The organism is Pseudomonas sp. FG6, assembly GCF_057809015.1.
Genome location: NZ_JBMDJD010000002.1, coordinates 29249 through 55371 on the forward strand (window position 1 = coordinate 29249; position 26123 = coordinate 55371).

Here is a 26123-nt window from a genome sequence, read left to right on the forward strand (position 1 = left end):
TCACGATGCGGAATTAACGGTCACCCGAGCAGCGTACCTGGGATTGGGTTGTGTGGCTCCATGGCACGGTCCGGGTACTCGTCTGACAATGGAGCGTCGTAGATGAGCAACAAGAACCACGATGACCTGAAATACCAGGCCTCGGAGAATACCCTGGGGTTGAATCCTGTCGTCGGCTTGCGCCGCAAAGACCTGCTGGCCTCCGCCCGAATGGTGCTGGCCCAGACCATCAAGCAACCGCTGCACAGCGTCAAGCATGTCGCCCAGTTCGGTGCCGAACTCAGGAAGGTCCTGTTCGGCAAGTCCGAGCTGCAACCTGCTGGCGATGACCGTCGCTTCAACGATCCGGCCTGGAGCCAGAACCCGCTCTACAAGCGCTACATGCAAACCTACCTGGCGTGGCGCAAGGAACTGCACGACTGGGTCGGCGACAGCAACCTGTCTCCCCAGGACATCAGCCGCGGGCACTTCGTGATCAACCTGATGACCGAGGCCTTGGCGCCGACCAACTCGATGGCCAACCCGGCGGCGGTCAAGCGCTTCTTCGAAACCGGTGGCAAGAGTCTGCTGGACGGCCTGTCCCACCTGGCGAAAGACTTGGTGAACAACGGCGGGATGCCCAGCCAGGTAGACATGGGCGCGTTCGAGGTCGGCAAGAGCCTGGGCGTGACCGAAGGTGCCGTGGTGTTTCGCAACGACGTGCTGGAGCTGATCCAGTACCGCCCGATCACCGAACAGGTCCACGAGCGTCCCCTGCTGGTGGTCCCGCCGCAGATCAACAAGTTCTACGTATTCGACCTGAGCCCGGACAAGAGCCTGGCGCGCTTCTGCCTGCGCAGCAATGTGCAGACCTTCATCATCAGCTGGCGCAACCCCACCAAGGAACAGCGCGAATGGGGCTTGTCGACCTACATCGAAGCGCTCAAGGAAGCGGTGGACGTGGTCACCGCCATCACCGGCAGCAAGGACGTGAACATGCTCGGCGCCTGCTCGGGCGGTATCACCTGCACCGCGTTGCTGGGGCATTACGCCGCCCTGGGCGAGAAAAAGGTCAACGCCCTGACCTTGCTGGTCAGCGTGCTCGACACCACCCTGGACACCGACGTGGCCTTGTTCGTCGATGAACAGACCCTGGAGGCCGCCAAGCGCCACTCCTACCAGGCCGGCGTGCTCGAAGGCCGCGACATGGCCAAGGTCTTCGCCTGGATGCGCCCCAACGACCTGATCTGGAACTACTGGGTCAACAACTACCTGCTGGGCAACGAACCACCGGTGTTCGACATCCTGTTCTGGAACAACGACACCACCCGGCTGCCGGCGGCGTTCCATGGCGATCTCATCGAGATGTTCAAGAACAACCCGCTGACACGGCCCAACGCACTGGAAGTGTGCGGCACGCCGATCGACCTCAAGCAAGTCACCGCCGATATCTTTGCGCTGGCCGGGACCAACGACCACATCACCCCGTGGAAGTCCTGCTACAAGTCCGCGCAACTGTTTGGCGGCAAGGTAGAGTTCGTGCTGTCGAGCAGCGGTCATATCCAGAGCATCCTCAATCCGCCGGGCAACCCCAAGTCACGCTACATGACCAGCGACGACCTGCCGGCCAAGGCCGAGGACTGGCAGGAGAACTCCACCAAGCACACCGATTCCTGGTGGCTGCATTGGCAGGCCTGGCAGGCCGAGCGCTCGGGCAAACTGAAAAAAGCCCCCACCGTGCTGGGCAACAAGAGCCATCCAGCCGGCGAGGCATCGCCCGGCACGTATGTGCATGAAAGATAGCGGCAAGCTCAAAGCATCTAGCTTCAAGCTGTCCACTTGAAGCTTGAAGCTTGAAGCTGCCATTCTGCTCTTTTAACCCCAGGGCTTGAAGCATGCCGCAACCGTACATCTTCCGTACCGTCGATCTGGATGGCCAGACCTTGCGCACCGCGGTACGTCCCGGCAAGCCTCACCTGACGCCTCTGCTGATTTTCAACGGCATCGGCGCCAACCTCGAATTGGTGTTCCCGTTCATCGAAGCCCTGGACCCGGACCTGGAGGTCATCGCGTTCGATGTGCCCGGTGTCGGTGGCTCGTCGACACCCAGCCGGCCGTATCGGTTTCCCGGCCTGGCCAAGCTCACCGCGCGGATGCTCGATTACCTCGATTACGGACAGGTGAACGTGATCGGCGTGTCCTGGGGCGGCGCCCTGGCCCAACAGTTCGCCTACGACTACCCGGAACGCTGCAAGAAACTGGTCCTGGCGGCCACTGCCGCCGGGGCCGTGATGGTGCCAGGCAAACCGAAAGTCCTGTGGATGATGGCAAGCCCCAGGCGCTACATTCAGCCTTCCCACGTCATGCGCATCGCGCCACTGATCTACGGCGGCTCGTTTCGCCGCAACCCAGGGCTGGCGGCGAGCCACGCGGCCAAGGTCCGTTCGGCCGGCAAGCTCGGCTATTACTGGCAACTGTTCGCAGGCCTGGGCTGGACCAGCATCCATTGGCTGCACAAGATCCACCAGCCGACGCTGATACTGGCCGGCGATGACGACCCACTGATCCCATTGATCAACATGCGCATGCTGGCCTGGCGCATCCCCAATGCCCAGTTGCACATCATCGATGACGGCCACCTGTTCCTCATCACCCGGGCCGAGGCCGTGGCGCCGATCATCATGAAATTCCTGGAGGAAGAACGCCAGCGCGCCGTGATGCATCCGCATCCTTCGCCGCTGAAGGGCGGCTGACACCGCCGATTGCGCCTGGCAGGACGCCGGATCGCGCAACGACCCGAAACAGCGACTATGTTGTCTGGTTCGGTGTGTTTGTTTTTAGCCTGATGATGAAGGAGTTGACTCATGCGCGACAAACCGGCGAAGGCTTCCATGGCCGTCCCCGCCAGCTTCATCAATGCACAGAGCGCGGTCACCGGCCTGCGGGGCCGCGACCTGTTGGCCACCTTGCGCAACGTAGCCGTCCACGGCTTGCGCAACCCGGTGCACACGGCCCGGCATGCGTTGAAGCTCGGCAGTCAGTTGGGGCGCGTGCTGCTGGGGGAAACCCTGCACCCCGCCAACCCCAACGACAAGCGCTTCGCCGACCCCACCTGGGAACTCAACCCCTTCTATCGCCGCAGCCTGCAGGCCTACCTGAGCTGGCAAAACCAGGTGAGGAGCTGGATCGACGAGTGCGGCATGAGTCCGGATGACCAGGCCCGCGCTCACTTCGCCTTCGCCTTGCTCAACGACGCCGTGTCGCCGTCCAACACCCTGCTCAACCCGCTGGCGGTCAAGGAGCTGTTCAACTCCGGCGGCACCAGCCTGATTCGCGGCATCAGCCACTTGATGGACGACCTGCTGCACAACGACGGCTTGCCGCGACAAGTGACGCCCCACGCCTTTGAAGTGGGCAAGACCCTGGCAACCACACCTGGCGCGGTGGTGTTTCGCAACGAACTGCTGGAGCTGATCCAGTACAAGCCCATGAGCGAGAAACAGTACGCCAAGCCCTTGTTGATCGTGCCGCCACAAATCAACAAGTTCTACATCTTCGACCTGAGCCCTTCCAACAGCTTCGTCCAGTACGCCCTGAAGAATGGCTTGCAGGTTTTCATCATCAGTTGGCGCAACCCCGACGTGCGCCATCGTGAGTGGGGCCTGTCCAGCTACGTCGAGGCGACCGAAGCGGCCATGAACGTCTGCCGGGCGATCACCGGCGCCCGAGAAGTCAGCCTGATGGGCGCCTGCGCCGGCGGCATCACCATCGCCGCGCTGCAGGGCCATTTGCAGGCCAAGCGCCAACAGCGCAGGGTCGCCAGCGCCACGTATCTGGTCAGCCTGCTGGACAGCCAGATCGACAGCCCGGCCACGCTGTTCATCGACGAACAAACCCTGGAAGCCGCCAAGCGCCGCTCCTACCAGAAAGGCATCCTCGACGGTCGCGACATGGCCCGGGTGTTCGCCTGGATGCGGCCGAACGACCTGATCTGGACCTACTTCATCAATAACTACCTGCTCGGCAAGGAGCCGCCGGCCTTCGACATCCTCTACTGGAACAACGACTGCACACGGCTACCGGCGGCCTACCACGGCGACCTGCTGGAGTTCTTCAAGCACAACCCCCTCGCCCATCCTGGTGGCCTGGAAGTGTGCGGCACCCCGATCGACCTGCAAAAAGTCACGGTGGACAGCTTCAGCGTGGCGGGTATCAACGACCACATCACGCCGTGGGATGCGGTGTATCGCTCGACGCTGTTGCTGGGAGGTGAACGACGCTTCGTACTGTCCAACAGTGGCCATGTACAAAGTATCCTCAACCCACCGGGCAACCCGAAAGCCAACCACATCGAAAGTCCGAAACTGAGCAGCGACCCACGCGCCTGGTACTACGACGCCAAGCACGTCGATGGCAGCTGGTGGCCACAGTGGCTGGGCTGGATCCAGGAACGCTCCGGCGCCCAGCGCGAAACCCAGATGAGCTTGGGCAACGCGAATTATCCACCCTTGGAAGCGGCACCGGGGACCTATGTCCACGTGCGCTGAGTACCCGGCCCTGCGCCCGAATTGTCGGTCGAGGCACGACTCCATCATTAAGAAGACCGGATGAAAACCCGCGACCGCATCCTTGAATGTGCCCTGCAGTTATTCAACGAGAAGGGCGAGCCGAACGTTTCCACCCTGGAAGTTGCCAACGAAATGGGCATCAGCCCGGGCAATCTCTATTACCACTTCCATGGCAAGGAACCCCTGGTCCTCGGTCTTTTCGAGCGATTCCAGGCCGAGCTGGCGCCGTTGCTGGACCCGCCCGCCGACGCGCAACTGGCCCCGGAGGACTACTGGCTCTTCCTGCACCTGATCGTCGAGCGCCTGGCCCAGTACCGGTTTCTGTTCCAGGATCTGTCGAACCTGGCCGGGCGCCTGCCGAAACTGGCCAAGGGCATCCGCCAATTGCTCAACGCCCTGAAACGAACCCTGGCTTCATTACTGGCGCAGCTCAAGGCCCAGGAACTGCTGGTCAGCGACACCCAGGCATTGGGGCAATTGGTGGAGCAGATCACCATGACGTTGCTGTTCTCGCTGGACTACCAGCGGATCCTGGACCGCGAGGGCGACGTTCGGCTGGTGGTCTACCAGGTCATGATGCTGGTGGCGCCGCACCTGCCCCCGTCGATCAAGAGCGCAACCGAGCGGTTGGCTCTGCGATACCTGGAAGAGCCCGACTGACTGTGGGAGCGGGCTTGCTCGCGATCAGGGCAGGCCAATCACATCGATGCGGCTGATCCACAGCCATCGCGAGCAGGCTCCCACATTGGATGTGTGTTGCATAAAAAAGCCCGGCCTCCACAGGCCGGGCGTTTTGGTGTGCCCTGACGATCAGGACTGGGTGGAAGGCGTCGATGGAGCCGGCACTGGCGTCGGTGTGACAACCGGGGTCGGAGCCGAGGCGGAGTTCGCCGTGCTCGTCACCGGGGTCGCCGGTTTGGCGGCTGCGGTTGGCGCCTTCGGTGCAGCGGCTTTGGGCGCGGCTGGTTTTTTCACGGCCGGTTTTTTCGCCGCAGCAGGCTTGGCGGCCGGTTTCGCCGCAGCCTTGGCGGCCGCTGGTTTGGCTGCTGCAGTCTTGGCCGCAGGTTTGGCTGCCGATTTGGCAGCTGGCTTGGCTGCTGCTTTCGCCGCGACCGGTTTGACGGCCGCCTTGGCAGCAGGTTTGGCCGCCGCGGTTTTAGCCGCGGGCTTGGCGACGGTTTTTGCCGCTGCCTTGACCAGTGGCTTGGCCACAGTCTTGGCGGCCGGCTTGGCCGCCGCGGTCTTGGTCGCCACCGGTGCAACCTTGGCCCCGGTGAGTTTTTCGATCTGTTTGGTCAGGGTGTCGACCTTGCTGTGCAGTGCCTTGACTTCATTGCGGCTCGGCACACCCAAGCGCGAGATCGCACTGTTCAGGCGCTTGTCAAAAGCCCCTTCCAGCTCATCCCATTTACCCAGCGCCCGCTCCTTCACGCCACTGATGCGCGACTTGGCGGACTCGGCAGAACCCTTGGCTGCATCGACTTGTTTGCCAACCGCCGTCTTGGTGAGTTTTTCGGCCTTCTCGCCGTCCTTAACCAGGGACTCGAAGAGCTTGCTGCCGTCAGTATCGATCTTCGAGTACACGCCTAAACCAGCCAGCCAGATTTTGCGGGAATATTTTTCAATCTTCCCGGCCCACGAGCTGCCTTCTTTTTCGGTGATTTTTTTGCCAGCCATCCCGTTCTCCTTAATGTTTACGCGCGACACGTTCAAGCAATGCTGTCAGCTCATCGAGCTTAGCAGAGAGTGCCTCAACGTCATGTTTAGACGGAATGCCGATACGATTCAAGGCACTGGCAACACGCGCATCGAATACTTTCTCGACTTTATCGAGTTGTACTTCAACCCGCGCCTTGAAAGTACTGACGTCACTCTTGGCTTCAATCAATTCACTGTTGGCCGCTTCAAGTTTCCCGGCAATCTTCTTTTTGCCTTTGGTTTCAATAACTTCGCCAGCCTTGACCAACTCCTGGAAGTACTCGCTGCCTTCCTGGCCCACCTTGGTGTAGGCGCCCAGGCCCGCCAGCCAGATCTTGCGCGCGTACGTTTTCACGTCGCTGAGCGTGGAAGATTCAACGTCGGTTTTTTTCTTCAGAATAACTTTGGCCATGGTGCACCTCACGGAAAAACAGGTTGGAGGAACTGCCCGCACAGGGACGGGCTCAGGCACAAAGTAGTGACAATAATTAGAAAGGGCACCCTAACAACGAACAAGACATTGAGAACAGTGATCCTCCTGTGGGAGCAGCCCGCTCCCACAGGGGATAGTGGGGAACTTGAGTTTTGTATTCCCCTTTCCAATCAATCAAGCCAACGCTTTATCCAGCGCCTTTTCGATTTCCGCCTTGATCGTGCCGCTCATGGCCGACATCAACATGCCCAGTTCCACATCCACGCGAATCGAGTCCTCGCCCACATGCACTTCGCCCTTGACCCCGGAACGCTTGAGTTTCAGGGTGTCACCCGACCACTGCGGCTCCAGGCCATAGCTGTCGGACAACTTCTGCGCCAACTTGTCGGCCTTCGCGCGGGCCGCTTCCTTGCCCAGGCCATGGGCACGTTCAACAGTAATACGGGCCATCGGTTGACTCCTGTTTCATCGAGACTTGCCCGGACGTTTCAAACACAGGCTGCGTCAAAACGTCCCGGCGGTTGAGCATCTTACCTTCAGCCTTGCCAAGACAAAGCCCTTCACCGGGATTAGAATGTCCCGCATTCTTTTTTGGTGACCGCGATATGACTGACCAGCGCAAAGGCAGCGATGCCGAACCCACCACCCACTTCGGCTTCAAGAACGTGCCGGAAAGCCAGAAAGCGGAAAGAGTCGCTGAGGTTTTCCACTCGGTGGCCGCCAAGTATGACTTGATGAACGACTTGCTCTCAGGCGGGATGCATCGCCTGTGGAAACGTTTCGCGATCGAACTGTCGGGCGTGCGCAGCGGCAATCGCGTGCTGGACATCGCTGGCGGTACGGGCGACCTGACGAAGAAGTTCTCCCACATCGTCGGGCCAACCGGCCAGGTGGTGCTGGCCGACATCAACGAGTCCATGCTCAAGGTCGGTCGCGACCGCCTGCTGGACCTGGGCGTGGCCGGCAACGTCGAGTTCGTCCAGGCCGACGCCGAGAAGCTGCCATTCCCCGACAATCATTTCGATTGCGTCACCATCGCCTTCGGCCTGCGCAACGTCACCCACAAGGAAGACGCCCTGCGCTCGATGCTGCGCGTACTCAAGCCCGGTGGCCGCCTGTTGGTGCTGGAGTTCTCCAAGCCGACCAACGCACTGATGTCCAAGGCCTATGACGCCTATTCGTTCGCGTTCATGCCGTTGATGGGCAAGCTGATCACCAACGACGCGGAAAGCTATCGCTACCTGGCGGAATCGATCCGTATGCACCCCGACCAGGAAACCCTGAAGTCGATGATGGTCGAGGCCGGTTTCGACCGCGTGACCTACCACAACATGACGTCGGGCATCGTCGCTCTGCACCGCGGTATCAAGCCCTGATGCTGTTCACCGGCCTGCTTGCCAGTGTCGAACTCGGTATCAACCGGGTGCTGCGCCTGGACAGTACGGCGCTCGCGCGCCTGGCGCACTTGAGCGGCAAGGTGATCGCCGTGGACTGCCGCAGCCCGGCATTGCAGTTGTTCATCCTGCCCAGTGACGAAGGTCTGATGCTCGCCGCGCACTGGGAGGCCGAGGCCGATTGCACGCTGCGCGCTCCGTCGGCGAGCCTGCTGAGCCTGGCCTTGGGCAAGGACAAGACTGCGGTGCTGCACAGCCCCGAAGTGGAACTCGACGGTGACAGCGGCGTACTGCTGGAACTGGCGGCGATTCTCCAGGACCTGGAACTGGACTGGGAATATGAAGTGTCCCGCTGGATCGGTCCGGTGGCCACCCAACTGCTCAGCGGCCACGTGCGCAGTCGCAGCCGCTGGTATCGCCAAGGCTTCGCCAGCCTGGGTCAGAACCTGAGCGAATACCTGGCCGAGGAATCGCGTACCCTTGTAGGACAACGCGAAGCCCAGGCACGCTTTAATGAACTGGACCAGGTCAAACTTGACCTGGAACGACTCGAGGCGCGTTTCGAGCGCCTTTCCCGAACCCTTGAACCCAAGCGATAACGCATGAAGCTGCTTGCCGTCCGCCGTTTGTTGCGCATCCAGCGCGTCGTGATCCGCTACCGCCTCGATGACCTGCTGTTCGCCCTGCCGTTGCCTTGGTTCCTCTTGGCATTGCGCTTCGTGCTGCCGTGGCGCTGGTTTCCCCGTCGCACGCTGGACCTGAGCCGCGGCGCACGCCTGCGCCTGGCCTTGCAGGACCTGGGGCCGATCTTCATCAAGTTCGGGCAGATCCTCTCGACCCGTCGCGACCTGTTGCCCGAAGACATCGCCGATGAACTGATGCTGCTGCAGGACCGCGTGCCACCGTTCGACTCCAAGTTGTCGGTGGCCCTGATCGAAGAGCAGCTGGGCAAGAAAGTCAGCGAAGTCTTCAGCCGTTTCGACGTTGAGCCCCTGGCCTCGGCCTCCGTGGCCCAGGTGCACGCCGCCCAGCTCAAGAGCGGCGAAGAGGTCGTGGTCAAGGTCATTCGCCCGGGCCTCAAGCCAATCATTGCCCAGGACCTGGCGTGGCTGTTCATCCTTGCGCGCGCCGCCGAGCGGTTGTCGGCCGATGCGCGCCTGCTGCACCCGGTGGACGTGGTCCAGGACTACGAGAAAACCATCTACGACGAACTCGACCTGTTGCGCGAAGCCGCCAACGCCAGCCAGTTGCGCCGCAACTTCGAAGGCTCGCCGATGCTGTACGTGCCACAAGTCTACTGGGACTGGTGCCGCCCGAAAGTGCTGGTGATGGAGCGCATCTACGGCATCCAGGTGACCGACCTGGCGACCCTGGCCGACCAGCGCACCGACATGAAGATGCTCGCCGAGCGCGGCGTGGAGATCTTCTTCACCCAGGTGTTTCGCGACAGTTTCTTCCACGCCGACATGCACCCGGGCAACATCTTCGTCAGCACCGTGCAGCCGTGGAGCCCGCAGTACATTGCCATCGACTGCGGCATCGTCGGCAGCCTGACGCCTGAAGACCAGGATTACCTGGCCCGCAACCTCTTCGCCTTCTTCAAGCGTGATTACCGCCGCGTCGCCCAGTTGCACATCGACTCCGGCTGGGTGCCGGCCGAGACCAAGCTCAACGAGTTCGAAGCGGCGATCCGCACCGTGTGCGAGCCGATCTTCGAAAAACCGTTAAAGGACATTTCCTTCGGCCAGGTGCTGATGCGCCTGTTCCAGACCGCGCGGCGCTTCAACATGGAGGTCCAGCCACAACTGGTCCTGCTGCAGAAGACCCTGCTGAACATCGAAGGCCTCGGGCGCCAGCTGTACCCGGAACTGGACCTGTGGAACACCGCCCAGCCGTTCCTCGAACGCTGGATGCGCGAACGCGTCAGCCCCAAGGCCCTGCTGGGCAACGTGCAGAGCCAGTTCGAACAGATCCCGCACTTGGCCAACATGACCCGCGACCTGCTCGAGCGCATGTCCCATCCCCACGCCCATGACCCTGCGCCCCCATGGAAACGTCGTCGCGACGACTGGTTCCTGCGCCTGCTCGGCGCGGCCCACCTGGGCGGCGGCGCGGTACTGGCCACTGGCGGGCCGCTGAGCCAGGTGGGACATTGGCCGGCCGGCATCATGGTTGCGGTCGGTTTGTATCTGGTCGTTCGTCGATAGCAGGAAACCGCTGCAAGCGATAAGCTGCAAGCCTCAAGCACACCGCAGAACCGCTTTTACTCGCAGCGTGCAGCTTAAAGTTGCCGCTGGCGTCAGGACTAACGATGAAAAACTGGCAGGACGAGATCAAATGGGACGCTGACGGCCTGGTGCCGGCCATCGCCCAGGATCACAAGACCGGGCGCGTACTGATGATGGCCTGGATGAACCGCGAGGCGCTGGCCCTGACCGCCGCCGAGAACCGCGCCATTTATTGGTCACGTTCGCGTGGCAAGTTGTGGCGCAAAGGCGAGGAATCCGGGCATGTGCAGCACCTGCACGAGATGCGCCTGGACTGCGACGGCGACGTCATTATCCTGATGGTCGAACAGGTCGGCGAAATTGCCTGCCACACGGGCCGCCAAAGCTGTTTCTATCGCGTCTTCGAGAACGGCGACTGGAAAATCGTCGACCCGGTGCTCAAGGACCCGCACGCCATCTATTCGGGACATACCCATGAGTGACACCCTGACCCGCCTGGCCCAGGTGCTGGAAGAGCGCAAAGGCGCAGCGGCCGACACCTCGTATGTCGCCAGCCTGTACCACAAGGGCTTGAACAAGATTCTGGAAAAAGTCGGCGAAGAATCGGTCGAGACCATCATCGCCGCCAAGGACGCCGCCATCAGCGGTGACTGCAGCGACGTGATCTACGAGACCGCCGACCTGTGGTTCCACAGCCTGGTCATGCTGGCCCAACTGGGACAGCACCCGCAGGCCGTACTGGATGAACTGGACCGTCGCTTCGGTCTGTCCGGGCACGTCGAGAAAGCCTCGCGCCCGTCCGCCTGATCAACTCTTGAGAGGAATAGCCACATGGGTATTTTTGACTGGAAACACTGGATCGTCATTCTGGTAGTCGTGGTACTGGTGTTCGGGACCAAGAAGCTGAAGAACCTCGGCACTGACGTCGGCGAGTCCATCAAGGGCTTTCGCAAGGCCATGAACGACGACGAAAAACCGGCCGAGCCGACAGCGGCTCCGGTCCAACCGGTACAACCCCAGGCCAGCACGCCGGTGAATGCACCGCACACCATCGATGTGCAGGCCCAGAAAGTCGAAGAGCCGACCCGCAAAGACTCGTGAGCACTGACTAATGTTTGGGATCAGCTTCACTGAACTGCTGCTCGTCGGCCTCGTGGCCCTGCTGGTACTGGGCCCCGAGCGCCTGCCGGGCGCTGCGCGCACCGCCGGTCTGTGGATCGGACGCCTGAAGCGCAGCTTCAATGCGATCAAACAGGAAGTTGAACGCGAGATCGGTGCCGACGAAATTCGTCGGCAACTGCACAACGAGCACATCCTGTCCCTGGAGCAGGAAGCGCGCAAGATCCTCACACCGACCCAGCAGGAACCGACACCGCTGCAGCCTGAAACCGCGCCAACGGTTGCGCCGCCCACTCCAGTGGAAGGCGCCGCACCGGTGACGACGGAACCGGCCAAGGTGCAGGAGCCTGCCCCGACGGTGCCGACCTCCGCCCCCCACGACACCCCACAGCCGCCGCGAGCCCCATGAGCGATATCCCCGAAAACGACCAGCCGATGCCGCTGGTATCGCACCTCACCGAGTTGCGCACCCGCCTGCTGCGCTGCGTCGCGGCGGTTTTCATCATCTTCGCCGGGCTGTTCGCCTTCACCCAGCAGATCTACACCTTCGTCTCCACACCGCTGCGCCAGTACTTGCCGGCCGGCGCAACAATGATCGCCACCGACGTGTCGTCGCCGTTCCTGACGCCGCTGAAGCTGACGATGATGGTCTCGCTGTTCCTGGCCATCCCGGTGATCCTGCACCAGGTCTGGGGCTTCATTGCGCCTGGCCTGTACAAGCATGAGAAGCGCATCGCCGCGCCGTTGCTGGTGTCCAGCATCCTGCTGTTCTACACCGGCATGGCCTTCGCCTATTTCCTGGTGTTCCCGCTGATTTTCAAGTTCTTCGCCGCCGCCACCCCGGCCGGTGTCGAGATGATGACCGACATCACCAGCTACCTGGATTTCGTCATGACGCTGTTCTTCGCCTTCGGCGTGGCGTTCGAAATTCCGGTGGCGGTGGTGCTGCTGGTGTGGATTGGCGTGGTCGACGTCGCATACCTGAAGAAGGTCCGTCCCTACGTGATCATCGGCTGCTTCGTGGTCGGCATGATCCTGACCCCACCGGACATCTTCTCCCAGACCTTGCTGGCCGTGCCGATGTGGATGCTGTTCGAGATCGGCATCCTGTTCGGCGGCCTGGTGCGCAAGCGTCGCGAGCAACCGGAAGAAAAAACGAGCGACGACCACAACGACCAGCCACCAGCGACCCAAGCGTGAACCTGCTGTTGCTCGAAGAGGCCGACTTCATCGGGCCCGACCGGGTCGTGCTGAGCGATCGCCGCCTGACCCACATGCAGGAAGTCCACCGCAGCGCTGTCGGCGACAGCCTGCGGGTCGGGCGCATTGGCGGACTGATGGGCACGGCCCAGGTAGTGCGCCTGGAAGCCCGCGAGGCGGAACTGCAAGTGACCCTCGACCAACCGCCACCGGCCAAGTTGCCGCTGACATTGGTGCTGGCCCTGCCGCGTCCGAAAATGCTCCGGCGAGTGTTCCAGACCATCGCCACCATGGGCGTGCCGCGCGTGGTGCTGGTCAACAGCTACCGCGTGGAAAAGAGCTTCTGGCAGACGCCGTTCCTGGAGCCCGAGGCCATTCGCGAACAACTGATCCTGGGGCTGGAACAGGCTCGCGACAGCGTGCTGCCAGAGATCATCATCGAAAAACGCTTCAAGCCCTTCGTTGAAGACCGGCTGCCGGCCATGGTCGATGGCACCTTGGGCCTGGTCGGTCATCCTGGCCAATACCCACCCTGCCCCCGCGCCCTTACCGAGCCGGTGACACTGGCCATCGGCCCGGAAGGCGGCTGGATACCCTACGAGATCGACCTTCTCGCCAAGGCCGGCCTGCAACCGGTGCAACTGGGCGAGCGCATCCTGCGGGTCGAGACCGCCGTCACGGCCTTGCTTGCGCGGCTGTTCTGAGCCGCTGAGGCTGAATATTCGCTGTGGCGAGGGGATTTATCCCCGCGCCACAATGTAAGCAAGCTAAATATCTTCCGTTTATCTCCTATAGATCGCTCCCTAAAGGCCGATACAGCGCCGATAAAACAAAAATCAGCGCTGCAGGGAGTATCGGCATGTTCCAGTGGTTGGCCCAGAGTCTGGGAAATGTAAGCGTCAATCGCAAACTCGGCTTCGGCTTCGGTCTCGTGCTCTGCCTGACCTTGCTGATCGCCTTCACCGGCTGGACCAGCCTGGGTAACGTGATCAGCCGTGGCGACAAGCTGGGGTTCATTTCCGAACTCAACGGATTGACCAAGGACCTGCGCCTGGCGCGCATGGACTACTACAACTCGCGGGGCGAGAACGGTCCGCAGGATATCAACGATCTGACCGCCAAGCTCGAAGCCGGCCTCAAGACCGCCCGTCAATTGATCGAGCAACCGGACGATGCGGCGCTGATCGACAAACAACTGGCCGCCGTGGCCGAGTACAAAAGCGCCTTCGGCGCGATGACCCGCGCCACCGCCAGCCGTGAGGATGCACGCAGCAAACTCGGCGCCAGTGCCGACAACGCCGTGGCGCGTATCGATGACGTGGAAAAAACCTTGCTGCAAGGCGACAGCGTCGCCCAGTTCAACAGCGTGGTGACCCTGAGCAAAGCCGTCCAACAAGCGCGTTACCAGGTTCGCGGCTACACCTACAGCGGCAAGAACGAAGCCCAGCAACCCGCCCTCGACGCCATCGACAACGTGCTCAAACTGCTCGCTCGCTTGCCGGGCCAGTTGCCCGAGGAACATGCCGCCAACCTGCAGCAGGCCAACGACTCGATGAACGCCTACCGCACAGCGGTCAGCCAGTTCCGCGACTCCCAGCTCGACACCGCTGCGGCACTCAAGCGCATGGCAGAACAAGGTGGAGTGTTGCTTGAGGCCAGCCAGAAGCTGACCGTCTCCCAGACCGCCGTGCGTGATCGCGACGCCGCCGAGGCCAAGACCTTCCTGGTGATGGCTGCCGCCCTGGCGCTCCTGTTCGGCATCATCTCTGCCCTGACCATCACCCGGCAGATCGTCGGCCCATTGAGCCAGACCCTCAAGATCGCCGAAGGCGTGGCCGCAGGTGACCTGACCCACAACCTCACCTCCTCGCGCCGCGACGAATTGGGCCAGTTGCAACGGGCCATGCAAAGCATGACCGTGGGCCTGCGCCAATTGATCGGTGGCATCAGCCAAGGCGTCACGCAGATTGCCAGTGCCGCCGACCAGCTCTCGTCCGTCACCGAGCAGACCAGCGCCGGGGTCAACAGTCAAAAAGTGGAAACCGACCAGGTCGCCACGGCCATGCATGAAATGACCGCCACCGTGCAGGAAGTGGCGCGCAACGCCGAGGAAGCCTCCGAGGCCGCCGTCGCCGCCGACCAACAGGCTCGCGAAGGCGAAAAAGTGGTCGGTGAAGCCATCGCCCAGATCGAGCGTCTGGCGCTGGAAGTCGGCAACTCCACCTCGGCGATGGGCGACCTGAAGCGCGAAAGCGACAAGATCGGCAGCGTGCTGGATGTGATCAAGTCCGTCGCCGAGCAAACCAACCTGCTGGCGCTCAACGCCGCCATCGAAGCCGCCCGCGCCGGTGAAGCCGGGCGGGGTTTCGCGGTGGTGGCCGACGAGGTCCGAAGCCTGGCCCAACGCACCCAGAAATCCACCGAGGAGATCGAAGAGCTGATCGTCGGTCTGCAATCGGGCACCGAGCAGGTCGCGGCCATTATGGACAACAGCCGCAGCCTGACCGACAACAGCGTCGAGCTGACCCGCCGCGCCGGTGGCTCGCTGGAAAACATCACCCGCACCGTCTCGGCGATCCAGTCGATGAACCAACAGATCGCCGCCGCTGCCGAGCAACAAAGTTCCGTGGCCGAGGAGATCAACCGCAGCGTGCTGAACGTGCGCGACGTCTCCGAGCAAACGGCCGCCTCCAGCGAAGAAACAGCCAGCTCCAGCGCCGAACTGGCACGACTGGGCATTCACTTGCAAACGCTGGTAGGCCGGTTCAAGGTCTGAAGCGCCCGGGCGAGAGCCTCTGCGCCTTCGCCCGGCAAATATCGCGACCTGTTGGCTACAGATCCCTACCACATGGTCGATACTCTTCTCATAAAGCCTACAAAAGGCTCGAGGGAGTATCAGCATGTTCAGTTGGTTAACCGAAAAGCTGGGAAACGTAAGCGTCAACCGCAAACTGGGCGCAGGCTTTGGCCTGGTGCTGCTGATGACCCTCCTGAGCACCTTCGCAGGCTGGGACAGCCTGAGCAGTGTGATCAGCCGCGCCGACAAACAGGCCGCCATCGCCAACCTCAACGAAACCGCCAAGGATCTGCGAGTCGCCCGTCTCGACTATGAGATGCGTCGCGGCGAACAGGGGCCAACCGCCGTAAGCGAGCTGCTGGGCAAACTTCAAGAGAGCGTACAAGCCGCCCTCAAAAGGTTTGTACGACCGGCAGACCAGGAGTTGCTCAACCAGCAACTGGCGATCCTGGACGAGTACAAACGCGCCTTTGCCGACATGACCCAGGCCACGCAGAACCGCGAATCGGCCCGCGCCAAGCTCGGCGCCAACGCCGACAACGCGGTGGCCAAGGTGACGGAAGTCGAGAATGCCCTGCGCCAGGGCGACAGTGTCCCCTCATTCAACAGCGTGGTTGAGCTGAGCAAACTGATCCAGCAAGCGCGCTATCAGGTTCGCGGCTACACCTACAGCGGCAAGGCCGAGGCCGAGCAACCGGCACTGGATGCCATCGAAAGCGTCTTGAAGAACCTTGAAGGCTTGCCGGGTAAACTGCCGGAACAGTACAGCGCCAACCTGCTGCAAGCCGGCGAGTCGATGAAGGGCTATCGCGCCGCAGTCAGTCAGTTTCGCGACTCCCAGGTGGCCAGCGCCTCTGCCCTCAAAAGAATGGTCGACCAAGACACCCGCCTGAATGATCTGAACAATCAACTCACAGCCTCGCAGGTTGAGAAGCGCGACCAGGAGACGGCGCAAGCGAAAGAAACGCTGATCATCGTCACCGTCCTGGCATTGGCGTTTGGCCTGCTGGCGGCGTGGATCATCACCCGGCAAATCGTGGCCCCCCTGCAGCAAACGCTGGTGGCCGTCGAACGTGTCGCCTCGGGCGACCTGAGCGAGAACCTGGTGGTCAGCCGCCGTGACGAAATGGGCCAACTGCAAAACAGCCTGCAACGCATGGTCATCAGCCTGCGGCAGCTGATCGGCGGCATCAGCGAAGGCGTCACACAAATCGCCAGCGCCGCCGAACAACTCTCGGCGGTGACCGAACAGACCAGCGCCGGGGTCAATAGCCAGAAAGTGGAGACCGACCAGGTCGCCACGGCCATGAACGAAATGACCGCCACCGTGCAAGAAGTGGCGCGCAACGCCGAGGAAGCCTCCGAAGCCGCGGTCGCCGCCGACCAGCAGGCCCGCGAAGGTGACCGGGTCGTCGGCGAAGCCATCGCCCAGATCGAGCGACTGGCCAAGGAAGTCGGCAACTCCACCGAAGCCATGAGCCATCTCAAGCGTGAAAGCGACAAGATCGGCAGCGTGCTGGACGTGATCAAGTCCGTGGCCCAGCAAACCAACCTGCTGGCCCTCAACGCCGCCATCGAAGCCGCCCGCGCCGGTGAGGCCGGGCGTGGTTTTGCGGTGGTGGCCGATGAAGTCCGCAGCCTGGCCCAACGCACTCAGAAATCCACCGAGGAAATCGAAGAACTGATCGTCGGCCTGCAAAGCGGCACCGAACAGGTGGCAACCATCATGGACAACAGCCGCGGCCTGACTGACAGCAGCGTCGAGCTGACCCGCCGTGCCGGTGGCTCGCTGGAGAACATCACCCGCACGGTCTCGGCGATCCAGTCGATGAACCAGCAGATCGCGGCAGCGGCCGAGCAGCAGAGCGCGGTGGCCGAGGAGATCAACCGTAGCGTGCTGAATGTGCGCGATGTGTCTGAACAGACGTCTGCGGCCAGTGAAGAGACGGCGGCGTCAAGTGCGGAGCTGGCGCGGTTAGGGGTGCATTTGCAGACGTTGGTCGGGCGGTTTCGGGTTTAACTGCGAAAGTGTGAGAGCGGGCTTGCTCGCGAAAAGGCATGCACATTCAATGTCTTCATTGGCTATGCCGACGCCATCGCGAGCAGGCTCGCTCCCACAATTGGATTGGGAACACCTGCGGAAATAGGTTGGCTGCCAGGCCGCCTCGCGAGCAAGCTTTGCTCCCACAGACCTGGGGGCCACAGGACTGACGGGGGTTACAACCGTCAGCAACAGGCCGATCATCAACAAAAAGCCCCGCTTCCTTCCAGAAGCGGGGCTTTTTGGTGTCAGGCCAGTTGAGGCTGTACACCTACCGGCTGTAGCGGCAGCAACGGCGCATGCGGATCGGCCTTGACCGATGCTCGCCAAGCCGCCAGCCACTGCGGATGCGCCTCGCTCCAGACCTGCTCATGCAGGCGGGACAAGGCGACCGGGTCGCTCAGCAATGCCAATCGCTCGGCGTTGCTCAAGCCTGCAGGACCGGCCTTCAGGGCGTGGCGAACGCGTTCGACCCGCAGCCACTCGATCGGCTCGGCCTCGCGGTGCCGCGAGGTGGCCAGGGCATAGGCCAAGGCGTTTTGTTGTGGATCGACCACCGCCCGGATGAAGCCGTCGTGCAGCGCGTGCCAACGGTTTTCATGGGTGTACTGGTCCGTCGACAACAGCGCCTGGGGCGGTGCGTATTCCTCGGGAATCAGGAACAGGCTTTCGTCGCGGGACTTCAAGCCCAGGCCCACGCGGCTGGAGATCACCGACACCGGGATCGACAGCATCAGCGAACCGACGATCGGCACCAGCCACCACAAGAAGCTCGGGTTCAGCCAGATCACCAGCAGGGCCCAGAAGAAGCCCAGCAAGGTTTGCGGACCGTGGCGCTTGACCGCCTCGCTCCACGGCGTGGAGTCGTCGTCACGTTGCGGCGAGTTCCAGGTCGCGGCCCAGCCCAGGAACGCGGCGAGCACGAAGCGGGTGTGGAAAATCATCCGCACCGGCGCCAGCAGCATGGAGAACAACATCTCCAGCAGCATCGACAAGGTCACCTTGAACTTGCCACCGAACTCCTTCGCACCCTTGGCCCAGATCAGCACGACACTCAGCAGCTTGGGCAGGAACAACAGCACGATAGTGGTGGAGAACAGCGCGATGGCCTTGTCCGGATGCCATTGCGGCCACAGCGGATAAAGCTGGCGCGGTTCGAGGAAGTATTGCGGCTCCATCAGGGTGTTCACCGCCAGCAACGCGGTGGACAGCACCAGGAAGAAGAACCACAACGGCGCCGACAGGTAGGACATCACGCCGGTGAGGAACACCGCACGGTGCACCGGGTGCATGCCCTTGACCAGGAACAGCCGGAAGTTCATCAGGTTGCCGTGGCACCAGCGCCGGTCACGCTTGAGCTCGTCGAGCAGGTTTGGCGGCAGCTCTTCGTAGCTGCCCGGCAGGTCATAGGCAATCCACACGCCCCAGCCGGCACGACGCATCAGTGCGGCTTCGACGAAGTCATGGGACAGGATGGCGCCTGCGAATGCGCCTTTACCTGGCAGCGGCGCCAGGGCGCAGTGCTCGATGAAAGGCTTCATGCGGATGATCGCGTTGTGGCCCCAGTAGTGGGACTCCCCCAACTGCCAGAAGTGCAGGCCGGCGGTAAACAGCGGGCCGTATACACGCGTGGCGAACTGCTGCATGCGCGCATACAGGGTGTCCATGCCCGAGGCTTTCGGCGCAGTCTGGATGATGCCGGCGTCCGGCGTGGCTTCCATCAGACGCACCAGGCTGGTCAGGCACTCACCACTCATTACACTGTCGGCATCGAGCACGACCATGTACTTGTAGTCGCTGCCCCAGCGACGGCAGAAGTCGTCGAGGTTACCGCTCTTGCGCTTCACGCGACGGCGACGGCGGCGATAGAAGATCCTGCCGAAGCCCCCGGCTTCACGGCAGACATCCAGCCAGGCCTGTTGCTCGGCGACACAGATATCGGTTTCGTTACTGTCGCTGAGCACAAAGAAGTCGAAACGATCGAGGTCACCGGTGGCTGCCACCGACTCGAAGGTCGCGCGCAAACCGGCGAATACCCGCGGTACGTCTTCGTTACAGATCGGCATCACCAACGCGGTGCGAGCGTCCTTGGGAATCGGCTCGTTGCCGGCACTGGCACCGGAGATACGGTACTTGTCGTGCCCGGTGAGCAATTCAAGGAACCCCATCAGCGCGGTCCAGAAACCTGCCGACACCCAGCAGAACAAGATGCCGAACATGATCAGGATGCTGGTTTGCAAGGCATACGGCAGCACCTGGGTGGCCGTCTGCATCAGCGGTTGATGCAGGACTTCGTCCAGATCCACCAGCGCCCAACCCTGGTACGGCATGATGCCCTTCATGTACCAGCCGGCGACAATGGTCTGGCCCAGCATCAGGGTCAACAGGATGTAACGGCGGATCGAACCCACGGTGCGCCAACGCGCATGCGGCAGCACGCGCTCGTCCTTGGGCGGCTTCGGCGGGTTGGTCCGGCCGGTCATGCGACGCCAGGCGCGCACCAGGATGTTGGTGCGCCATGGCTCCGGTACGACCTTGGTCCGACGAATCGGTGGGGTCGCTTTCAGGCAGACCCGACCGCTGGAGTCGAGCCCCAGCATCTCGGCGTCCTCGAGCTCCTCGGCGGTGCTCAAGGTCAGGCGCCGGCCGACCGAGGCCTGCGCCGCCTCGGCCGATGCGTCGAACGTCGGGGACGATAGACGCTGGTGCAGTTCGCTGAAGGACTTGCAGCCTGCCAGTTCGGCACGCTGCGCGTCGGTCATGGGCAAGTGGGCCAAATACTCGCTAAGTGTTTCTGGCTGTACGGGCGTATTACTCATCGGCAGGCAACTGATAGCTCCAGGTCTCGGTCAGCACTTGTTCAGTCGCTTCCGGTTCCTGCTGGGTTGGGGTTGCTTCAACAGCGGCGGATGCCGCCTTGACGGCCTTGGCTTCTTCTTTCGCTTTGTCTTTCGCTTGTTCTTTCACGCTCTGCTGCGCGACCTTGTCAGCCTTGGCCAGGGTCGTAGTGACGCTGTGGGCCGAGGCAGGCGCTTCGACAGGCACCAGCGGACGAATCAGTGCCGCGCGCATCTCAGTGGCTTGCTTGGCGTCCTTGATCTTGAGTCGCAGGGTCAGGCGCCAGCCCTTGGTTTCCGGGTTGTAGCGCACATTGTTCTCGACGATCTCGGCGTTTTCGCCGACGCTCACCTGGCTGCGCACGTCGGCGTCTTCTGGCAGGTCTTGCAGGGACGGGCCTTCGAAATCCACCAGGTAGGCGACGCTGCCGTCCGGCTGGCGAATCAGGTTGGACTGTTTCACGTCACCCGTGGAACGCAGGGTCTGCTTGACCCAGGCGCTGTCCGGCGAGTGCAGGCTGGCTTCGTCGATAGTCCAGTGCAGGCGATAGCTGAAATCCAGCGGCTGGCCTGGCTCAGGCAGTTTTTCCGGGCTCCAGAACGCAACGATGTTGTCGTTGGTTTCGTCGGCGGTCGGAATCTCCACCAGGTCTACGGTGCCCTTGCCCCAATCGCCTTTCGGCTCGATCCAGGCACTTGGACGTTTTTCGTAACGGTCGTCCAGGTCTTCGTAGTGGCTGAAGTCACGACCACGTTGCAACAGGCCGAAACCGCGCGGGTTTTCCACCGAGAAGTTGCTCACGGCCAGGTGTTTCGGGTTGTTCAGCGGACGCCAGATCCACTCGCCGTTGCCGGCATGGATCGACAGGCCACTGGAGTCGTGCAGCTCGCGACGGTAGTTCAGCACCTTGGAAGGCTGGTTGGCACCGAACAGGTACATGCTGGTCAGCGGCGCAACACCGAGCTTGGTCACGCGATCACGCAGGAACATGCGCGATTTCACGTCGACAACGGTGTCGGTGCCCGGACGCAGGGTCAGGCGATAAGCGCCGGTCGCCCGCGGCGAGTCCAGCAGCGCGAAGATCACCAGATGCTTGTCGGTGGGTTTCGGACGCTGGATCCAGAACTCGCGAAAACGCGGGAACTCTTCACCGGACGGCAACGCGGTGTCGATGGCCATGCCACGGGCGGACAAGCCGTAGACCTGACCCTTGCCGATGACGCGGAAGTAACTCGCGCCGAGCATGGTCATGATTTCGTCTTGCTTGTCGGCCTTGTTGATCGGGTACAACACGCGGAAACCCGCGTAGCCCAACTGCTCGGTCGCCTTCGGATCGAACTGGACGTCGCCGAAATCAAAGCGTTTCGGGTCGTATTTGATTTCTTCGACGGTGGTCGCGGTGACTTCGTTGATTTTCACCGGTGTGTCGAAGTGCATGCCCTGGTGATAGAACGACAGCCGGAACGGCGTCTTCTGGTCGGCCCATTCGGCTTTTTCGGTGCGGAAACGGATTTTCTGATAATCGGCGAATTTCATTTCGCGGAATTCGTTCGGCAGGTTGCTGCGCGGGGCTTCGTATTTTTGCCCGGCCAGCTCTTGCGCCTTCGCCGACACATCATCCAGGCTGAATGCCCACAGTTGGCCCGCGCCAAACAGGCACAACAGGGCCGAGCCCGCTACCAGAGCGTTTCTAAACCGTTTGGCAGACATTTTTGGTGCATTACAGGGACTAACAATCACGAGCAACCCTCGCCGAAAACTGATCAAAAAACCAACGGCCAGATAAAGGGTCTGCAAAGTATCGGCTTTGAAAAACCACCCTTGCGGACCACTCTTGCCAAGTTGGCGAGCATTGTTCCGACTCCGATGGGACAAAATGATTCCCCAAACGGTCCAGGACAAGTCTCTACCTAAGTCAAATGGACCAGCGAACGCTGATCCCCCGTAGCGCGCGATTATCTAGCAGGCCGCGTGACAACGCATCAGGCGCAGCAAAGTATTTATCGAGAAAATCCTCTGTTTTGCCTCGAAACAGGCTCGAAAAGATGTTTCAAGTACTTTCAGACCTGTAACAGGAAGGTTACCGGGCCATCATTGACCAGATGCACCTGCATGTCGGCGCCGAATCTACCTGATGCCACAGTGCCATGCACCTGTTTCGCCTGGTTTAGCAAATAGTCGAACAGTTCCTCCCCCAAAGCGGGCGGTGCGGCCGTCGAAAAGCTCGGGCGCAAACCGCTTTTGGTGTCGGCCGCCAGGGTGAACTGCGACACCAGCAGCAAGCCACCGCCCACGTCTGCCAGGGACAGGTTCATCTTGCCATCGGCATCACTGAACACCCGATAGTTAAGCAGCTTATGCAGGAGTTTGTCGGCGCTGCCCCGGGTATCCCCGGGCTCGACGGCCACCAGCACCAGCAAGCCCTGGTCGATGGACCCGACAATTTCACCGGCCACTTCGACCCGGGCGCCGCGAACCCGTTGCAACAGGCCCTTCATGCTTCTTCGGGCGGCAGGTTCAGCAGGCGCCGGGCCATTTGTCCGGCAGCACGCACCAGTGCATCGGTGATACCGGGTTCAGAGGCGGCGTGACCGGCGTCGCGAATCACTTGCAGTTCGCTGTTGGGCCAGTTCTGGTGCAGTTCCCAGGCGTTGTCCAGCGGGCAGATCACGTCATAGCGACCGTGCACGATAACGCCCGGCAGATGGGCGATCTTGCCCATGTCGCGAATCAGCTGGTTAGGCTCCAGGAAGGCGTTGTTGGTGAAGTAGTGGCATTCGATCCGGGCAATCGACAGCGCGCGCTGTGGCTCGGAGAAGCGATCCACCACCAGCGGGTTCGGGCGCAGGGTCGCAGTGCGCCCTTCCCAGATCGACCACGCCTTGGCCGCATGCATCTGGGCAATCTGGTCGTTACCGGTCAGGCGCTTGTGGAACGCGCCGAGCAGGTTGTCGCGTTCGTCCGGCGGGATCGGCGCGATGTAGTCCTGCCAGTAGTCGGGGAACAGGCGACTGGCGCCGGCCTGGTAGAACCACTCGATTTCCTGCGGCCGGCAAAGAAAGATCCCACGCAGGATAAGGCCGTGCACCCGCTCCGGATGGGTCTGGGCATAGGCCAGGGCCAGGGTCGAACCCCAGGAGCCGCCAAACAGCACCCACTTCTCGATGCCCAGGTGTTTGCGAATCCGCTCCAGGTCTTCGACCAAGTCCCAGGTGGTGTTGTTTTCGAGGCTGGCATGGGGGGTGGAGCGACCACAGCCACGCTGGTCGAAGGTGACAATGCGGTACAGGTTCGGATCGAAATAGCAGCGGCTTTGCGCATCGCAACCGGCACCCGGGCCGCCATGGATGAACACCACTGGCAAGCCTTCCGGGGAACCGCTTTCATCGACATAGAGCGTGTGGGTGTCATCGACAGCCAGATCGTGCCGGGCATAGGGTTTGATCTGCGGGTACAAAGTCTGCATTGCGCGCTCCGTAAGGGGTCGAGTCATCCCTGGGGGGACTTCTATTTAGTCTGCCGTTCGGCATCATAAACCCGAATGCCCTCGATGAGCATGTCCCCTGCGCAGTCAAAGCGTGTCCGCCATGTGCCTGCATCACCTGATAGCGAGGAGCATCCTTCTGTGGGAGCAAGGCTTGCCCGCGATACAGGCACCTCGGTTCCTGATAGACCGAGTTGTTTTTATCGCGAGCAAGCTTTGCTCCCACAGAGCAGTCACATCCCCACAAGTTCTACTTTTCGTAAGTTTGCCGTCCCCAGGCCAACAGTCCTTCCAGCAACTCCCTGAGCACCACTTGGGTCGGCGCCGCCAGATCGGGACGGTAGTTGAACGGTTCGAACTCTTCCATGTAAGTGCTCTGGCACAGCTCCAGTTGCACGGCATGGATATGCTCGGCCGGGTTGCCGTAGTGCCGTGTGATGTGTCCACCCTTGAAACGCCCGTTGAGCACGTGGGTGAATTGGCCGTGGCGGGCGCAGATGGCTTCGAGCTGGCGAGCCAGGATCGGATCGCAACTGGCGCCGTTGAAGGTACCGAGGTTGAAGTCCGGGAGCTTGCCGTCGAACAGGTGCGGGATCACCGAGCGAATCGAATGGGCGTCGAACAGCAAGGCATAGCCGAACTCGGCCTTGAGCCGCGCCAGTTCCTGTTGCAGGGTCTGGTGATACGGCATCCAGACCTGTTGCAGATACGTCGCCCGTTCCTCGGCCGACGGCTGCGCCCCTTCGCGAAACAACGGCACGCCATCGAACAGCGTCGCCGGGTACAAACCAGTGGTGGCGCCAACGTACATCGGCGCGTCATCGCTGGGACGGTTCAGGTCGATGACGAAGCGTGAGTACTCGGCGGCCAGGGTGCTGGCACCCAGCTGCGCGGCACATTCATAGAGCCTCGGGATGTGCCAGTCGGTGTCCGGCAGGCTTTGGGCCTCGGGGATCAACCCGGCCTGTACCGCCGGGGTCAGGCGCAGGCCGGCGTGGGGCATGCTGATCAACAGCGGCACGCGCCCTTGCTTGAAATTCAGGACCTTCTCCACAACCGTTCTCCTCAATCGATTTCCACGCCGTGACGCACGACGCGTTTTTCCAGTTCGCCACCAAGCCAGTAAGCAAGGTCAGCCGGGCGCTCGATGTGCCAGGCAACGAAATCCGCCACCTTGCCGACTTCCAGCGAGCCGTGGGTATTCGCCATGCCCAAGGCCTGGGCGGCATGAATCGTCACGCCGGCCAGGGCTTCTTCCGGGGTCATGCGCAAACAGGTGCAGGCCATGTTCAGCATCAAGCGCAGCGACAAGGCCGGCGAGGTGCCGGGGTTGAGGTCGCTGGCCACGGCGATCTTCACGCCGTGCTTGCGCAAGGCTTGCATGGGCGGCAGTTGGGTTTCGCGCAGGAAATAAAACGCTCCCGGCAACAGCACCGCCACGGTGCCGGACTCGGCCATGGCCCGGGCGTCGTCCTCGGTCATGAACTCCAGGTGATCGGCCGACAGCGCCTGGTAACGGGCCGCCAGGCTGGAACCGTGCAACGACGACAATTGTTCGGCGTGCAGCTTCACCGGCAGGCCCAGTCGTTGCGCGGTGACGAACACCCGCTCGACCTGCGCCGGGGAAAACGCCAGGTATTCGCAAAAGGCGTCCACCGCGTCCACCAGCCCTTCGGCCGCAAGCGCCGGGAGCATCTCGGTGCAGATGTGCTCGATGTAGTCATCGGCACGGTCTTTGTATTCGGGCGGCAGGGCGTGGGCGGCCAGGCAGGTGCTGCGCACACTGACCGGCAACTCGTTGCCGAGGCGACGAATGACCCGCAGCATCTTGCGTTCGCTGGCCAGGTCCAGGCCATAGCCGGATTTGATTTCAACGGTGGTCACACCGTCGCGTATCAGGCTTTTCAGGCGCTTGGCGGCGCTGGCGAACAGCTCGTCTTCGCTGGCCGCCCGAGTGGCGCGCACGGTGCTGGCGATGCCGCCACCGGCCGCAGCGATCTCGGCGTAGCTGACCCCTTGCAGGCGCTGCTCGAATTCGCCGCTGCGGTTGCCGCCGAACACGGTGTGAGTGTGGCAGTCGATCAGCCCTGGCGTGACCCAGGCCCCCTTGAGGTCGTTGACCGCCGGGTAATCACCCGCCGGCAGTTCGGCACGCGGGCCGATCCACCGAATGTGCTCGCCCTCGGTAACGATGGCCGCGTCTTCGACGATCGAGTAGACGCCCTGGGCCATGGTGGCGGCGTGGCAGTTTTGCCAGAGGGTTTTCATCTCGGTTTCCTCGAATTATTCAAGATCGAATCGCGAGCAGGCTCGCTCCCACAAGGACTGCTTAGACCCTGTGGGA

Annotated in this window: 23 protein-coding genes and 2 pseudogenes; 16 read left to right on the forward strand and 9 right to left on the reverse strand. The window is 62.0% G+C overall.

Annotated features, from left to right (window positions below):
• The first annotated feature begins 102 nt into the window (after nt 1-102).
• From phaC (ACODSJ_RS01385) to ACODSJ_RS01400, 4 genes are all read left to right on the forward strand, one after another.
• Nucleotides 103-1782 (forward strand): class II poly(R)-hydroxyalkanoic acid synthase, encoded by a 1680-nt coding sequence (gene phaC / locus ACODSJ_RS01385; protein ID WP_489100024.1) that lies wholly within the window; start codon nt 103-105, stop codon nt 1780-1782.
• A gap of 92 nt (nt 1783-1874) precedes the next feature.
• Nucleotides 1875-2732: a poly(3-hydroxyalkanoate) depolymerase gene (gene phaZ / locus ACODSJ_RS01390; RefSeq protein WP_489100025.1), complete on the forward strand. Its 858-nt coding sequence runs from the start codon at nt 1875-1877 to the stop codon at nt 2730-2732.
• 111 nt (nt 2733-2843) lie between these two features.
• Nucleotides 2844-4526 (forward strand): class II poly(R)-hydroxyalkanoic acid synthase, encoded by a 1683-nt coding sequence (phaC, locus tag ACODSJ_RS01395; RefSeq protein ID WP_489100026.1) that lies wholly within the window; start codon nt 2844-2846, stop codon nt 4524-4526.
• Between the two features lie 60 nt (nt 4527-4586).
• Nucleotides 4587-5207: a TetR/AcrR family transcriptional regulator gene (locus ACODSJ_RS01400; protein ID WP_489100027.1), complete on the forward strand. Its 621-nt coding sequence runs from the start codon at nt 4587-4589 to the stop codon at nt 5205-5207.
• Nucleotides 5208-5357: 150 nt separating this feature from the next.
• On the opposite strand, the gene ACODSJ_RS01405 is transcribed toward ACODSJ_RS01400, so the two are convergent.
• From ACODSJ_RS01405 to ACODSJ_RS01415, 3 genes are all read right to left on the reverse strand, one after another.
• The gene (locus ACODSJ_RS01405; RefSeq protein ID WP_489100028.1) at nt 5358-6224 is read right to left on the reverse strand and encodes a phasin family protein; all 867 of its coding nucleotides are present in this window, start codon (nt 6222-6224) and stop codon (nt 5358-5360) included.
• Nucleotides 6225-6234: 10 nt separating this feature from the next.
• Nucleotides 6235-6657 (reverse strand): phasin family protein, encoded by a 423-nt coding sequence (locus tag ACODSJ_RS01410; RefSeq protein ID WP_489100029.1) that lies wholly within the window; start codon nt 6655-6657, stop codon nt 6235-6237.
• Between the two features lie 195 nt (nt 6658-6852).
• Nucleotides 6853-7128, reverse strand: coding sequence for a polyhydroxyalkanoic acid system family protein (locus ACODSJ_RS01415; protein WP_489100030.1), 276 nt, complete (start codon nt 7126-7128; stop codon nt 6853-6855).
• A gap of 155 nt (nt 7129-7283) precedes the next feature.
• On the opposite strand from ACODSJ_RS01415, the gene ubiE reads away from it, so the two are divergent.
• The 12 genes and pseudogenes from ubiE (at nt 7284) to ACODSJ_RS01475 (ending at nt 17436) form a co-directional block, all read left to right on the forward strand.
• Entirely contained in the window at nt 7284-8054 is a 771-nt protein-coding gene (gene ubiE, locus ACODSJ_RS01420; RefSeq protein WP_260959636.1) for a bifunctional demethylmenaquinone methyltransferase/2-methoxy-6-polyprenyl-1,4-benzoquinol methylase UbiE, read from the forward strand.
• Nucleotides 8054-8678, forward strand: a pseudogene (locus ACODSJ_RS01425) (ubiquinone biosynthesis accessory factor UbiJ). Before ubiE ends, ACODSJ_RS01425 begins: the two are co-directional and overlap by 1 nt.
• Nucleotides 8675-10279 (forward strand): ubiquinone biosynthesis regulatory protein kinase UbiB, encoded by a 1605-nt coding sequence (ubiB, locus tag ACODSJ_RS01430; protein WP_489100031.1) that lies wholly within the window; start codon nt 8675-8677, stop codon nt 10277-10279. Before ACODSJ_RS01425 ends, ubiB begins: the two are co-directional and overlap by 4 nt.
• A 104-nt stretch (nt 10280-10383) precedes the next feature.
• Nucleotides 10384-10782 (forward strand): phosphoribosyl-AMP cyclohydrolase, encoded by a 399-nt coding sequence (gene hisI, locus ACODSJ_RS01435; RefSeq protein ID WP_063323322.1) that lies wholly within the window; start codon nt 10384-10386, stop codon nt 10780-10782.
• Nucleotides 10775-11107, forward strand: coding sequence for a phosphoribosyl-ATP diphosphatase (locus tag ACODSJ_RS01440; RefSeq protein WP_260959650.1), 333 nt, complete (start codon nt 10775-10777; stop codon nt 11105-11107). Before hisI ends, ACODSJ_RS01440 begins: the two co-directional genes overlap by 8 nt.
• A 24-nt stretch (nt 11108-11131) precedes the next feature.
• The gene (locus ACODSJ_RS01445; protein WP_489100032.1) at nt 11132-11401 is read left to right on the forward strand and encodes a twin-arginine translocase TatA/TatE family subunit; all 270 of its coding nucleotides are present in this window, start codon (nt 11132-11134) and stop codon (nt 11399-11401) included.
• Between the two features lie 10 nt (nt 11402-11411).
• Nucleotides 11412-11828, forward strand: a complete 417-nt coding sequence (tatB, locus tag ACODSJ_RS01450; RefSeq protein ID WP_489100033.1) for a Sec-independent protein translocase protein TatB — start codon at nt 11412-11414, stop codon at nt 11826-11828.
• Nucleotides 11825-12619, forward strand: a complete 795-nt coding sequence (tatC, locus tag ACODSJ_RS01455) for a twin-arginine translocase subunit TatC (protein ID WP_489100034.1) — start codon at nt 11825-11827, stop codon at nt 12617-12619. The genes tatB and tatC overlap by 4 nt, the downstream gene beginning before the upstream one ends.
• Nucleotides 12616-13323 (forward strand): 16S rRNA (uracil(1498)-N(3))-methyltransferase, encoded by a 708-nt coding sequence (locus ACODSJ_RS01460; protein ID WP_489100035.1) that lies wholly within the window; start codon nt 12616-12618, stop codon nt 13321-13323. The genes tatC and ACODSJ_RS01460 overlap by 4 nt, the downstream gene beginning before the upstream one ends.
• A gap of 155 nt (nt 13324-13478) precedes the next feature.
• Nucleotides 13479-15395 (forward strand): methyl-accepting chemotaxis protein, encoded by a 1917-nt coding sequence (locus ACODSJ_RS01465; protein WP_489100036.1) that lies wholly within the window; start codon nt 13479-13481, stop codon nt 15393-15395.
• A 205-nt stretch (nt 15396-15600) separates the two neighbouring features.
• A pseudogene (locus ACODSJ_RS01470) lies at nt 15601-16581 on the forward strand (methyl-accepting chemotaxis protein); the annotation flags it as partial.
• 141 nt (nt 16582-16722) lie between these two features.
• Complete coding sequence (locus ACODSJ_RS01475) at nt 16723-17436, forward strand: methyl-accepting chemotaxis protein (RefSeq protein ID WP_489100217.1); 714 nt, start codon at nt 16723-16725, stop codon at nt 17434-17436.
• Nucleotides 17437-17705: 269 nt separating this feature from the next.
• Here the strand turns inward: ACODSJ_RS01475 and mdoH are convergent, their stop codons facing one another.
• The 6 genes from mdoH to hutI all read right to left on the reverse strand — a co-directional run bounded on the left by mdoH (nt 17706) and on the right by hutI (nt 26047).
• On the reverse strand, nt 17706-20276 hold the full coding sequence (mdoH, locus tag ACODSJ_RS01480) for a glucans biosynthesis glucosyltransferase MdoH (RefSeq protein ID WP_489100037.1): 2571 nt from the start codon (nt 20274-20276) through the stop codon (nt 17706-17708).
• Entirely contained in the window at nt 20269-22005 is a 1737-nt protein-coding gene (locus ACODSJ_RS01485) for a glucan biosynthesis protein G (RefSeq protein ID WP_489100038.1), read from the reverse strand. Before ACODSJ_RS01485 ends, mdoH begins: the two co-directional genes overlap by 8 nt.
• Before the next feature lie 350 nt (nt 22006-22355).
• Entirely contained in the window at nt 22356-22793 is a 438-nt protein-coding gene (gene dtd / locus ACODSJ_RS01490) for a D-aminoacyl-tRNA deacylase (protein ID WP_489100039.1), read from the reverse strand.
• Nucleotides 22790-23761 (reverse strand): prolyl aminopeptidase, encoded by a 972-nt coding sequence (pip, locus tag ACODSJ_RS01495; protein WP_489100040.1) that lies wholly within the window; start codon nt 23759-23761, stop codon nt 22790-22792. Before pip ends, dtd begins: the two co-directional genes overlap by 4 nt.
• Before the next feature lie 268 nt (nt 23762-24029).
• Nucleotides 24030-24833 (reverse strand): N-formylglutamate deformylase, encoded by an 804-nt coding sequence (hutG, locus tag ACODSJ_RS01500; RefSeq protein WP_489100041.1) that lies wholly within the window; start codon nt 24831-24833, stop codon nt 24030-24032.
• 11 nt (nt 24834-24844) lie between these two features.
• The gene (gene hutI, locus ACODSJ_RS01505; protein ID WP_489100042.1) at nt 24845-26047 is read right to left on the reverse strand and encodes an imidazolonepropionase; all 1203 of its coding nucleotides are present in this window, start codon (nt 26045-26047) and stop codon (nt 24845-24847) included.
• Nucleotides 26048-26123 lie beyond the last annotated feature (76 nt).

Coding starts and splice junctions, on each gene's coding strand:
- ACODSJ_RS01440 (WP_260959650.1), top strand. CDS start 10,775: ATGAGTGACACCCTGACCCGCCTGGCCCAGGTGCTGGAAGAGCGCAAA.
- tatB (WP_489100033.1), top strand. CDS start 11,412: ATGTTTGGGATCAGCTTCACTGAACTGCTGCTCGTCGGCCTCGTGGCC.
- ACODSJ_RS01445 (WP_489100032.1), top strand. CDS start 11,132: ATGGGTATTTTTGACTGGAAACACTGGATCGTCATTCTGGTAGTCGTG.
- ACODSJ_RS01485 (WP_489100038.1), bottom strand. CDS start 22,005: ATGTCTGCCAAACGGTTTAGAAACGCTCTGGTAGCGGGCTCGGCCCTG.
- ACODSJ_RS01405 (WP_489100028.1), bottom strand. CDS start 6,224: ATGGCTGGCAAAAAAATCACCGAAAAAGAAGGCAGCTCGTGGGCCGGG.
- hisI (WP_063323322.1), top strand. CDS start 10,384: ATGAAAAACTGGCAGGACGAGATCAAATGGGACGCTGACGGCCTGGTG.
- phaZ (WP_489100025.1), top strand. CDS start 1,875: ATGCCGCAACCGTACATCTTCCGTACCGTCGATCTGGATGGCCAGACC.
- ACODSJ_RS01475 (WP_489100217.1), top strand. CDS start 16,723: ATGAACGAAATGACCGCCACCGTGCAAGAAGTGGCGCGCAACGCCGAG.
- tatC (WP_489100034.1), top strand. CDS start 11,825: ATGAGCGATATCCCCGAAAACGACCAGCCGATGCCGCTGGTATCGCAC.
- hutI (WP_489100042.1), bottom strand. CDS start 26,047: ATGAAAACCCTCTGGCAAAACTGCCACGCCGCCACCATGGCCCAGGGC.
- mdoH (WP_489100037.1), bottom strand. CDS start 20,276: ATGAGTAATACGCCCGTACAGCCAGAAACACTTAGCGAGTATTTGGCC.
- ACODSJ_RS01415 (WP_489100030.1), bottom strand. CDS start 7,128: ATGGCCCGTATTACTGTTGAACGTGCCCATGGCCTGGGCAAGGAAGCG.
- ACODSJ_RS01400 (WP_489100027.1), top strand. CDS start 4,587: ATGAAAACCCGCGACCGCATCCTTGAATGTGCCCTGCAGTTATTCAAC.
- ubiE (WP_260959636.1), top strand. CDS start 7,284: ATGACTGACCAGCGCAAAGGCAGCGATGCCGAACCCACCACCCACTTC.
- pip (WP_489100040.1), bottom strand. CDS start 23,761: ATGCAGACTTTGTACCCGCAGATCAAACCCTATGCCCGGCACGATCTG.
- ubiB (WP_489100031.1), top strand. CDS start 8,675: ATGAAGCTGCTTGCCGTCCGCCGTTTGTTGCGCATCCAGCGCGTCGTG.
- ACODSJ_RS01410 (WP_489100029.1), bottom strand. CDS start 6,657: ATGGCCAAAGTTATTCTGAAGAAAAAAACCGACGTTGAATCTTCCACG.
- dtd (WP_489100039.1), bottom strand. CDS start 22,793: ATGAAGGGCCTGTTGCAACGGGTTCGCGGCGCCCGGGTCGAAGTGGCC.
- phaC (WP_489100026.1), top strand. CDS start 2,844: ATGCGCGACAAACCGGCGAAGGCTTCCATGGCCGTCCCCGCCAGCTTC.
- phaC (WP_489100024.1), top strand. CDS start 103: ATGAGCAACAAGAACCACGATGACCTGAAATACCAGGCCTCGGAGAAT.
- ACODSJ_RS01465 (WP_489100036.1), top strand. CDS start 13,479: ATGTTCCAGTGGTTGGCCCAGAGTCTGGGAAATGTAAGCGTCAATCGC.